This is a genomic window from Paenibacillus piri (assembly GCF_004354045.1).
GTDB lineage: Bacteria > Bacillota > Bacilli > Paenibacillales > NBRC-103111 > Paenibacillus_S > Paenibacillus_S piri.
Genome location: NZ_SMRT01000001.1, coordinates 1,045,566 through 1,057,110 on the forward strand (window position 1 = coordinate 1,045,566; position 11,545 = coordinate 1,057,110).

9 protein-coding genes are annotated in these 11,545 nt (G+C 52.6%); 7 read left to right on the top strand and 2 right to left on the bottom strand.

Annotated features, from left to right (window positions below; genetic code table 11):
- Positions 1 to 134: 134 nt before the first annotated feature.
- Entirely contained in the window at positions 135 to 1,379 is a 1,245-nt protein-coding gene (locus E1757_RS04355) for a voltage-gated chloride channel family protein (RefSeq protein WP_220446483.1), read from the top strand.
- Positions 1,380 to 1,516: 137 nt separating this feature from the next.
- Here E1757_RS04355 and E1757_RS04360 read toward each other — a convergent pair whose 3' ends face one another.
- Positions 1,517 to 3,715, bottom strand: coding sequence for a methyl-accepting chemotaxis protein (locus tag E1757_RS04360; protein WP_246079007.1), 2,199 nt, complete (start codon positions 3,713 to 3,715; stop codon positions 1,517 to 1,519).
- A 257-nt stretch (positions 3,716 to 3,972) separates the two neighbouring features.
- Here E1757_RS04360 and E1757_RS04365 point away from each other — a divergent pair, with 257 nt between their 5' ends.
- The 6 genes from E1757_RS04365 to E1757_RS04390 all read left to right on the top strand — a co-directional run bounded on the left by E1757_RS04365 (position 3,973) and on the right by E1757_RS04390 (position 10,809).
- Positions 3,973 to 4,887, top strand: a complete 915-nt coding sequence (locus E1757_RS04365; protein ID WP_133225561.1) for a phosphate ABC transporter substrate-binding protein — start codon at positions 3,973 to 3,975, stop codon at positions 4,885 to 4,887.
- A gap of 399 nt (positions 4,888 to 5,286) precedes the next feature.
- Positions 5,287 to 6,216 carry a phosphate ABC transporter permease subunit PstC gene (gene pstC, locus E1757_RS04370; RefSeq protein ID WP_133225562.1) on the top strand — a complete coding sequence of 310 codons (930 nt, stop codon included), beginning with the start codon at positions 5,287 to 5,289 and terminating at the stop codon, positions 6,214 to 6,216.
- Complete coding sequence (gene pstA, locus E1757_RS04375; protein ID WP_133225563.1) at positions 6,213 to 7,070, top strand: phosphate ABC transporter permease PstA; 858 nt, start codon at positions 6,213 to 6,215, stop codon at positions 7,068 to 7,070. Before pstC ends, pstA begins: the two co-directional genes overlap by 4 nt.
- 3 nt (positions 7,071 to 7,073) lie before the next feature.
- Positions 7,074 to 7,835 carry a phosphate ABC transporter ATP-binding protein PstB gene (gene pstB, locus E1757_RS04380; RefSeq protein ID WP_133225564.1) on the top strand — a complete coding sequence of 254 codons (762 nt, stop codon included), beginning with the start codon at positions 7,074 to 7,076 and terminating at the stop codon, positions 7,833 to 7,835.
- Between the two features lie 93 nt (positions 7,836 to 7,928).
- On the top strand, positions 7,929 to 8,588 hold the full coding sequence (gene phoU, locus E1757_RS04385) for a phosphate signaling complex protein PhoU (protein WP_133225565.1): 660 nt from the start codon (positions 7,929 to 7,931) through the stop codon (positions 8,586 to 8,588).
- A 409-nt stretch (positions 8,589 to 8,997) separates the two neighbouring features.
- Entirely contained in the window at positions 8,998 to 10,809 is a 1,812-nt protein-coding gene (locus E1757_RS04390; RefSeq protein WP_165971950.1) for a bifunctional diguanylate cyclase/phosphodiesterase, read from the top strand.
- Here the strand turns inward: E1757_RS04390 and E1757_RS04395 are convergent.
- On the bottom strand, positions 10,785 to 11,543 hold the full coding sequence (locus tag E1757_RS04395; protein ID WP_133225567.1) for an HAD family hydrolase: 759 nt from the start codon (positions 11,541 to 11,543) through the stop codon (positions 10,785 to 10,787). The genes E1757_RS04390 and E1757_RS04395 overlap by 25 nt on opposite strands.
- Positions 11,544 to 11,545: the final 2 nt, after the last annotated feature.

Sequence of the window (11,545 nt, forward strand, 5' to 3'; positions counted from 1 at the left end):
TACGGATGGACAGCATGGGGATAGCGGTATGATTATTTGCGGGAAACAGCGGGGAGCGAATGGGTGAAATGATGTTGCGGATTGGAAGGTGGCTTACGGCATTGGCCGGTCATAGCAGGCTGTTTCTGCATGTAATGAAACATTTGCTGCAGTGGACCGTAATTGGAAGTGCGGTAGGCTTGTTGGCAGGCTCCGCTTCCGCTTTATTTTTACTCAGTTTGGATGCGGCTACCGGAGCGAGAATGAGCTTTCCTTGGCTGCTGTATTTCCTGCCGCTGGGCGGCGCCTTCGTTAGCTGGGTATATTGGAAATATGGAGAAAGCAGCTCCAAAGGGAATAACCTCATATTGGAACAAATTCATCAAGGTCACGAAACAGTACCGCTTCGGATGGCGCCGTTGGTGCTGGGGGGTACGGTACTGACCCATCTGTTCGGCGGATCGGCTGGCAGGGAAGGGACCGCGGTACAGATGGGCGGCAGCTTGTCCGAATGGCTGGGCAAGCTTATTCGCATCGGTACGGCCGACCGAAAAATACTGCTGATGTGCGGAGTCAGCGCCGGTTTCGGCTCCGTGTTCGGTACGCCGCTGGCCGGGGCGGTATTCGGCATGGAGGTGCTGGCCATCGGCCTCATCCGCTATGAGGCGCTTCTGCCCTGCTTCGTTGCGAGTCTTGTTGCCGACAGCGTGACGACCGCATGGGGCATCCGGCATGCTCATTATGCCATGGGACTTGTCCCTGCCGTCACGGCCGGCGTATTGCTGAAAGTGGCCGCGGCTTCCATCCTGTTCGGATTGATCAGCTTATGCTTCAGCGAGCTGACTCATAAGCTGAAGCTTTGGTTTTCCCGCGCGATTCCAAATCCGGTTGTGAAAAGCTTCGTCGGCGGCGGCATCATTATCGTGCTTACTTATGCGATCGGCACCCGCGATTATTTGGGCCTTGGGCTGCCGCTGCTAAAGGATTCCTTTGAACAAACGGCAGCGCCGTTCGCTTTTTTATGGAAGCTGATCTTTACCGCCGTTACATTAGGCGCAGGCTTTCAAGGCGGTGAGGTGACCCCGCTGTTTGTTATCGGGGCTACATTCGGCAACGCGTTGAGCCCGTTTCTGGACCTGCATGGCCCATTTCTGGCGGGTCTTGGCCTGATCGCCGTATTTTGCGGGGCGACGAATACGCCGATCGCCTGCTTTATTCTCGGACTTGAACTGTTCGGCGCCGAAGCGGCGATTTATATGTTTCTGGCCTGTGTGGTCAGCTACTTATTTTCGGGACATACCGGCATCTACATGTCGCAGCGGGTGTCCGTGCCGAAAAGACGCGGCATCAACATTCCCGAAAATGCGACGCTCGGCTCCTTAAAGGAGCGGAAAAAATAGTTTGATGCGGAATACTTGAAGTCAACAAAATATGCCGCAGGGAGCTTGGAAAAATAAAGCTCCCTGCGGCATGTTCTATATCTATAGGCTGTTCCAATCAGGGAGATCCGTGTTGGGAACCCCTGTTTAACGCCTGATTATTTGGCTGTTCCGGCAGCGGCCAGCTTGGCTTCTTCGCGCTCCTGCCTGGTGTCAGTCAAGGACCTGACAGCCGCCTCGGATCTGGCTCCCGAAGCGGCCGCTTCTGCGGGTGCCGCTGTCACTGTCTGCGAAGGCCGGCGCCGCTTCGCCGTACCCGCCGCCCCTGCTGCAACTGGCTCCGCTTGGCCCGTCACACGCTCGCCGCTTTCCGTCGCGTTTCGCTTCGCCCCATTGCCGTCCGCCGCCATGGCTTCGCCTTGCTCTTGCCCGCCGGCTGTTCCTTTAGCCGCGTCACGCTCCGCTTCGGCTGTGCTTCGTACCGGGGCTTCGTCTTTCACATGCTCTTTCGCTTCGCCTGGTAAATTCTCGCCACCACCCGGCGATATTGCTGTGCTTATCGACTGCCCGCCGGATGCATTCGCATCGCCTGCCGACAGCGCAAGCTCCTCTCCTTCGCCGATCCGAAACCGGCTGATTTCTTCGAACAGCTGTTGCGACAGCGACAAAATATCGTCGGCCTGCGATGCGATTTGATGAATGGCCGTATCCTGCTGAGCGGATGCCGCGCTGACTTCCTCGACGCCTGCCGCCGTCTCCTGGGCGATCGCGGCTACATACTGCACGGATTCAACCAGCAGCCCGTTTTTCGACTTGGTGCTCGCAATTTGCTCCTGTATGAGATCAATTTGTCCTGACAGCTCGTCCATCGAGCCGCGAATTTGCCGGAACGCATCCATGCTTTCGGACATTTTTCCGTTTTGCTGGTCGAACGAGGCTCTTGCATCGCTCAGCAGCAGTTCCAGCCCTCCGATTTGATCCAATAATGCGCGGATGATCGACGAGATCATTTTGGACGATTCGCCCGTCTGCGACGACAGCTGTCTGACCTCCTCGGCTATGACCGAGAAGCCGCGGCCATGAATGCCGGCCCGCGCCGCTTCAATGGCGGCATTAATTGCGAGCACATGCGTTTGATGCGATATATCGCTGATCGTATTGACGATTTTGCTAATTTGCGAGGAGCGGGAAGACAAGCTTTCCATTTCATGGAATACATTCTCAAATACGGATTGGGAAGCTCCCGTCGCTTGCTTCAGCGCTTCCATCGAAGCTGATCCGGTATGAGTGTTGAATGCCGCCTCGCGGCTGCGGCTCTGCACGGTTTGGCTGAACGCGGAGATCGTTTCGATTTCTTTTTCCAATTCGGCAATAATGTAGGAGCTCTGTTCGGAATGCGATGCTTGCTGGTCGGCGCCGCTCGAAATTTCATCAATGGCGCGGATAATATCGGCATTGGCCGCCGCCGTCGAACGGGAGAAGCCGTGAAATGTATAAGAATGCTCCGACAAATACGAGGCAATCGCCTGTGTATTGGCCAGCATGCTTCGCACTTGATCGATCATATGATCGAAGCTTCGGCTGAGCGCGCCCAGCTCGTCCTGCGAACGGCTGTTGATTTTGTAGCGAAGATCGCCTTCGGCAATCGACTGGACGGCCTGCTGCAAACGTCTGATCGGAGAAACGAACGAGCGGATCAGTACCGTTGCAATCGCCGCGCTGAAAACCACGACAAGCAAGGAGGCAATCAACATAACGGTAACCGTCCGGTCAAGCGAACTTTCCGTTTCTGCTACGGCGAGCTCGGCATCCCTGGAATACGTTACGTAAAACTGGTCGACATTTGTAAAAATATCCCCCATCAGCTTTTGCGATTCATTATATAAATACTCCATATTTTTATCGAGATCCGCGGGCGGCAGCGACTTTTCCTGAATCAGCTTCGCGGCGACATCGAACGTATTGGTGTAGTCTACCGTCAAAGCGATCAATTGACTGCGCCATTTGGCCTGCTCGGGAGTCGTCGCGGTATCGCCGATCCGTTTGATCATCACGTCGTACAGCTTTCTTTTTTCATTATATATAGGAATGTATTCGACCTTCTTGGAAATTTCCAAACCGGAGGCGATAATATTGAGCTCCTGCACCATTTCTTTCAGCTCCAGAGCCATCAGTTTCAGCTCCACTTTGTTATTTTGGAGGTTGAGCTGCGTTTTAATTTCCTGCACTTGAAACAAATTGTACAGCGCTGTGCCGAGGAACAGGATCAACATGCAAGTAAAGCCTGACAGCAGCTTCATTCGCAGCGTCATACCGGACAGCTCGCGTACATTCCAAACCCGTTTGTTTTTCATCATCGTTACCCCTCCGTCATCTTCATGAGATAGACTCTTCTACTTTTTTCTCTATGTATGCCTTCATATTAGGACTATTTTATTAAGCCAGACCGCGCTTTTTGTTAACGAAGAGTTAAAAGTCCCGTAAATCAGGTATACATTTTGTCACGATTAAACTTTTACATTCCGTTAACGTTTCACGGGTTTGTACTTTACAATCGGTTGATAAGATAACTTCTGTAAACAAAAACAGATGGATAAAGGGAGGACATGCAGAGATGTTGAAGCATTTCTCGAAAAAAGGATTTGGACTCGTACTTATCGCAATTTTAATGATGGGGGTACTTGCGGCTTGCGGAAGTAAAGCGCCAGCACCAGACACAAAAGCGCCGGCCAACGGATCGGCAGCACAAACACCGGACAAAAAACCGGAACCGCCGAAAGAATTGAGCGGCACCGTAACGGCATCGGGATCCAGCGCACTGCTTCCGCTGGTGAAACAAGCGGCAACCGAATTTATGGAGAAAAACCCGAAGGTAACTGTTAACGTAACTGCAGGCGGATCCGGAACAGGCTTGAAAAACGTAGCCGACGGTACCTCCGATATCGGTAACTCCGACATTGAAGCAGGTCCTGAGTATAAAGACAAAAACCTGGTTGACCACGTAGCGGCGATCGCGCCGTTCGCATTGATTGTGAACAAGGATGTCAGCGTAGAAAACTTGACTAAAGCGCAAGCAGCCGACATTTTCATGGGTAAAATTACGAACTGGAAAGACGTTGGCGGTAAAGACGAGAAGATCGTAGTTGTTCACCGTCCCGACAGCTCGGGCTCGAAAGCGCTCGTTAAGCAAATCGTTCTTGGCGGCCAAGAATTTACAAAAGACGGCGTTACTCAAGAATCCAGCGGCGCGGTTGCGACGACGGTCGGTTCGACGAAAGCCTCGATCGGTTATGTCGATACGCCTTACCTGAACGATTCGATCAAAGCTTTGAAATTCGAAGGCGTTGCATTCAGCAAAGATGCGATCAAAGACGGCAAATACCCGCTGTACGGCGTAGAGCATATGTATACAAAAGGCGAAGCCAAGGATGCGGTTAAAGCGTTCCTGGACTATGTAACAGGCACCGAATTCCAAACCAAGCGAGTTGAAGAACTGAAGTTTTTACCTGCAAACCTGTTGAAAAAATAATTGTTTATACGATACGCCAGGCAAAAAGACATGGTTGAGTTTCGACCATGTCTTTTTTTTGTTTAGGAAATTATGCGCAGCATATTTCCGTGCATAATCGGGGGCTCCCCCAAAAGTAAGGTCAAGAGTTGTTTGCACTCTTGACGAAACCCGGTGGACACGGGTTAGCGGAATTCGCTTCAGTGCTTCACTTCACTTTTGGGGGACTTTGTTCTGCCGTTTGGAGGACAATGGCGGATTGTGTCGATGACCGATAATTTTTACATTCCCTTAACAATTCATTTGTACGGTGTTTACATTCGTCCACTATGATGAGTAGAGCGTGAAGGTAAAGAACGGTTTCTGGAGCGTCCGGCGAATTCCGCCGTTTGTAAATAAATGATTAAGGGGGCAGGGGTTGTGAATTCTTTTGCTGATCAACTCGCGGAAAGAAATAAAGTGAATAAACAAGTGAGCCAGTGGACCAAAAAACAAAATCGCAACGATATGGGGATGAAATGGCTGTTCGTCGGGAGCGCAATTCTCGTGGCGGCTATTATTTTTTCAATCATTTCGTTCGTCGGAATCCAGGGTGTAAAGACGTTCAACGATATATCGCCCTGGTCGTTCTTCTTCTCGACGGAATGGACGCCATCAAAGGGCGAGTTCGGTATTTTCGCCTTTTTGTACAGCACGCTGCTGCTGACGCTGCTGTCCGTCGTCCTTTCGGTGCCGCTGGCGCTATCCGGAGCGGTATTTATGGCGAAAATCGCGCCCAATTGGATGCGCGAGATTATGCGGCCGGCCACCGACCTGTTCGTCGGGATCCCGTCGGTTGTGTACGGGTTGATCGGCTTGACCGTCATCGTGCCTGCATTGGCTGAAATAACCGGGACGATCGGCTACGGGATTTTACCTGCTGCGATCATACTCGCGATTATGATATTGCCGACGATCCTGTCCATATCCGAGGATGCGATCCGCGCCCTGCCGGGCCGTCTGGAGGAAGCCTCGTTGGCGCTTGGAGCGACGCGCTGGCAGACGATCTGGAGAGTGCTCCTTCCCGCAGCGCGGCCGGGCATTATTACCGGCATCATTCTTGGCATGGGCCGGGCGATCGGCGAGACGATGGCGGTGTTCATGGTGATCGGGAACTCGCCGCAAATGCCGGGGTCGCTGCTTGAATCGACTACGGTGCTGACGACCGCGATCGTTAAAGATATGGGCAATACGAACTACGGCACGACATGGAACAATGCGTTGTACTTGATGGCGCTGGTGCTGCTGCTGATTTCCCTGTCGATGATCATAGCGATTCGGATCGTTTCCAAGAGGAGTGAAGTGAAGTGACGAGTAAAACAACGGACCGCCTTGCAACCTTTTATTTCTGGGCTATCGGCGTGCTGATCATCCTGCTGCTTGCTTGGTTTCTGTTTCGCATATTGGGCGACGGGCTGCCGCAGCTGTCGTGGAATTTTATTACCGGCAAGCCTCAGGAAATTATGGCCGGCGGCGGCGTCGGGCCGATGCTGTTCAATTCGTTCTATATTTTGTTCTTATCCTTATTGTTTTCGGTTCCGATCGGCATCGGGGCCGGCATTTACTTGACCATCTATGCCAAACAAAACCGGTTCACCGACTTCATCCGCATTTCGGTCGAAGCGTTGTCCTCGGTACCGTCCATTGTATTCGGTCTGTTCGGCTTCCTGCTGTTCGTCAATTTGATGGGATTGAAATTTTCGATCATCGGCGGCGCCGCGACGTTATCGCTGCTGAATTTGCCCGTACTTGTACGGGTAACCGAAGAATCGCTTCGCTCCGTACCCGATTCGTACTGGGAGGCTTCGCTTGCACTCGGCTCGACCCGCTGGCAGGCGATCCGCAAAGTGCTGATTCCGGCGGCGCTGCCTACGTTAATCACAGGCATCACGCTTGTCGCCGGACGTGCCCTCGGTGAGTCGGCGATCTTGATCTACACGGCCGGCTTGTCCGTTTCACGGCATTTTCCGGACTGGAATCCGTTGGCGATGGGCGAGACGCTTGCGACTCATCTCTGGTATGTGCAATCCGAGGCGATCGTGCCCGATGCCAAACAAATCGCCAAGGGCAGCGCAGCGCTGCTGCTAATCGTCGTCCTCATCTTCAACCTGCTGATCGGTATTCCGAGCCGGATGCTGCAAAAAAGACTGACCGGGGGGAAATAAACCATGATAGAAAAACATAAAATTAAAGTGGAAAAGCTCAATTTGTTTTACGGCGAAAATCAGGCGCTGCATAATATCGCTCTTGACATCCGCAATCATTCGATCGTTGCGTTAATCGGTCCTTCCGGCTGCGGCAAATCCACATTTCTTCGAACGCTGAACCGAATGAACGACCTTATCGATATTGTTAAAATCGAAGGCAAAATTTATGTGGACGGTCAAAACATTTACGATCAGGAGACCGATGTCGTCTCGCTGCGCAAAAAGGTCGGCATGGTGTTTCAGCGTCCCAATCCGTTTCCCATGAGCATTTACGATAACATTGCCTACGGACCGCGAATTCACGGAACGAAGAAAAAAGCGCTGCTGGATGAAATTGTGGAAAAAAGCTTGAGACAGGCCGCGCTATGGGAAGAAGTGAAGGACCGTTTGAATAAATCGGCTCTCGGCTTATCCGGCGGTCAGCAGCAGCGGCTATGCATCGCGCGTTTGTTGGCCGTTGAGCCCGACGTTCTTTTGATGGATGAGCCTACCTCGGCTTTGGACCCGATCTCGACGTTGAAGGTCGAGGAGCTTACCCAGACGCTTAAAGAGAAATATACGATTATTATCGTAACGCACAACATGCAGCAGGCAGCGAGAATTTCCGACTATACGTCTTTCTTTTTGAACGGCGAGCTGATCGAGTCCGATCAGACGGATAAAATTTTTACGGCTCCGACCGATCAACGGACGGAAGACTACATTACGGGGCGTTTCGGATAACACGCTTACGATGCAGGCTTTCCTTCGGAAAGCCCAAAGCGAATGCTTACGATGCAGGCTTTCTTACAGAAAGCCCTGAGAGAGGGGTATAGAATGGATACGCGGGTTATGTTTCACCAATCAATCGACGAATTAAAAACAGCTTTGCTAAGCATGGGGGACCGTGTCGAGGAGTCGATTTCCAAAGCGGTCGAATCGTTGTCCGCATTGGATGAGGGTCTGGCCAGAGAGATTGTTTCCAAAGACGATGTTATCGATGAAATGATGCTCGGTATCGAGGAAAGATGCATGCGGCTCATCGCGCTGCAGCAGCCGATGGCCAGCGACCTGCGGCTCATCGGTATGGCGATGAAGATCGCGACCGATCTGGAACGGATCGGAGATCATGCGGTGGATATCGCCAAGATAACAATCCGGCTCTCCGGCGAAGAGCTGATCAAGCCGCTTGAGGACATTCCGCAAATGGTGCTGCTCGTCAAAAATATGCTGCACGAAAGCTTGATCGCTTATACGGAGGGCAATATTCACCGGGCCGCTGCGCTTGCGGAAAAGGATGACGAGATCGACAAGCTTTTCAGCACACTGATGACCGAAATTATCGGCTTGATGAGCCAGGACTTGATCCGCAACCGCCAGTTGTCCCACTTGATGTTCGTGGCGCATTACCTGGAGCGCGTGGGGGACCACGCGACCAATATCGGCGAAGGCGTTATTTATATGGTGACGGGCAAGCGCAAAGATTTGAATATGTAGCAGTCGGTTAAACATAAAGCAAGAGGCTGGCAAATCGGCCTCTTGCTTTATGCTGCCTTATCCGTTCATTCGATATACACGCTTGCATTTCAATTCGTTTGCTTTTCCGCCAATATATACGATCGTCAAAACCCGTCCCGGTTTATCGGATTACGATTTTATCGGGTTAAGACCCCAACCTCCAAGGTGGGCCTTGAATCAGGTGGGGTAGAGTCCCCATCAGATTCCCCGATGTTCAGCAAAGCTGAACGAGTTCACTGGTCCTCATGGCGGCTTTACATAAACTTAAAAAAACGCAAGAGGGACTTTTTACACTGGGTTAAATTTCCTATGCTATAGTTAAATCTGACCATCAAATTTGACTGAAGTAGGGATGAACATGGCGGCTGATCAGGAGATGAATCGGAGTATGAAGAGGGATGAAGAGCACGCTTTTGCCCGCGAGCAGTTTCTGCAATTACTTCGGCACAAACAAATCCATACCGTCTACCAACCTATCGTATCTTTGAAAGACGGCATCATTGCGGGCTATGAGGCGCTGACCCGGGTGCCGGAAGACAGCGGCTTCGAGTCTCCTGTCCGGCTGTTCGAGTATGCGGAGAAGGAAGGTCTGATATACCCGCTGGACAGGCTGGCTCGGGAGACGGCCATTCGCAACTCACTGGCCATGGGCGGTCGCGAGCTGCTGTTTATTAACATTCCCGCGGCCAGTTTGCAGGACCCGCAGTTTGCAGCAGGGAAAACGATCGAGCTGCTGCGGGACCGGGGACTTAAGCCTGAGCATGTCGTGTTTGAAATTACGGAGCGCAGCTCCATTCACGATTTTGCAGCGGCCAAGCAGGTGCTTGAGCATTACCGCAGCCAAGGGTACCGGATCGCCATCGACGATGCCGGGGCCGGATACTCGTCGCTGCAGGCGATTGCGGAGCTTCATCCGGATTTCATTAAAGTGGACCGTTCATTGGTGCAGGACATTCATCTTCATAAAACGAAAGAGTATATGATGGAAACGTTCGTAGCCTTCGCCGGGAAGCTTCATATCGAAGTGATAGCCGAAGGGATCGAATGCGAGGAGGAGCTGCTGTTTTTAACGCGGATGGGCGTGCATTACGGGCAAGGTTATCTGCTTGGCAAGCCGGGTACGGAAAAAGCGGATGTCGCGCCCGGGTTGATTCAGCAAATTGTGCAGCAGCGGAAGCTTCACGACTACGCGGGGAGCGCCTGGGCGATCGAGGATTTGACCACCCCGATCCAAAAGTTCGACCGGAAAACGCTCATTTCGGAGGTGGCCAATTATTTTAAGAAAAACGGCCAAGCGGCCGGAGCCGCGGTTGTTTCCGATGAGGTGCCGGTAGGCTTGATCATGCGTGAACGGCTGTTTCAGCAGCTCGCGGGTCAATACGGGTTTTCGTTATTCTGGAACCGGACGATCGATCAGGTCATGGACGACGGCCCATTGATCGTGGACGAGCATATGCCGGTCGAAACCGTATCCCAGCTGGCGACCTCGCGGGATACGAACCTGTATGATCTGGTGCTCATTACGAGCGATGGCAGGCTGGCGGGAGCCGCTTCGATCCGCTCCATTCTCGAATACATCACGAATGCAAGAATGGAGACGGCCAAAGTGGCGAGCCCGTTGACCGGTTTGCCGGGCAATCTCCAAATTCACCGCGAGCTGAACAAGCGTCTGCAGGAAAATAAACGGTTTTCCGCGATATATGCCGACCTGGACTATTTCAAATGGTTTAACGATCGTTACGGGTTTCAAAAGGGCGATCAGCTCATCCAATATACCGCCGATGTCATTCAGCAGGCCATCGTCGTTTGCGGCAGACCGTTTGATTTTGTCGGGCATATCGGCGGCGATGATTTTATTGCGCTCACCTCGACCGACATGCCGGAAAAGCTGTGCGTGGAGGTGATCCGCCGCTTCGATGAGGGGGTACGGATGTTTTACGAAGATGAGGATTGGTCGTATGTGGAGGACCGCAGCGGCAACCGGGTGGCAACGAGCGGCGTCACCTTATCTTTATCTCTGCTTGTATGCGAGAATGCTTCGCCGGTCACCCTGGAGGAAATCTCCCAGGCGTCCGCCAGGCTCAAAAAGCGCTCGAAGTCGCAATCAGGCAGCGTATATGTCAGCGCCCGGATCGGCCTACCGGCGAAAGAGGACGGCGAGCCCGTCGGCTCCGCCTATCCGAACAGCTCCAGCAGCTGATCGATCTGCTGAATACAGTACACATTCCGTTTCCCGAGCTTTTGCTGGGAAATTTTTTTTGGCTGCGTATCGATTTGCCGCTGAATCCATACGGCATCCATTCCCGATTTCACAGCGCCGCAAACATCGTGCTTCCATGAGTTGCCGACCATTACCGCCTGCTTCGGGGACAATTCGAGCGTATGAATCGCCGTTTTGAACAGCGAGCTGCCGGGTTTTTTGTCGTAATGCTTGTGTGCCGTAAAAACCCGGTCGTCCGGAAAATAGCCGGTTAGCCCGAACCGGTTCAGCAGATGGACGACATCGCTGCGCGGGCTGTTGCTGATTATGGCCAGCTTGTAGTGCGAAGAGAGCCGGCGGAGCGTATCCAATACGCCGGGCGCCAACGATTTGGCCGCCAGGCGGTGATTCCGCAGCATTTGAAAAAAATCGGCGGCAAACTGCTGGTGCACCGGCACGTCCAGCTGCTGCAGCGCTTCATTGAGGCATTTTTGCTGCAGATCGTCGAGATGGAGCTTGCCGCCGCGCAGCTTTTTGTGCTGCTGCCACTTGGATTGATAGGCGGACCACAGCTTATCCGGCTGCGGAAAGCCGCTGTCCCGCGACGAACGGGCGAAATAATCGTCCCAGACCGCGATGAAGGCTTGCTCGAAATGAACGCCTTGGTAAATCAAAGTTTGATTAACGTCAAAGCAGATCGCTTTTTTTTCACGAATCGGATAGGACTGGCTCATAA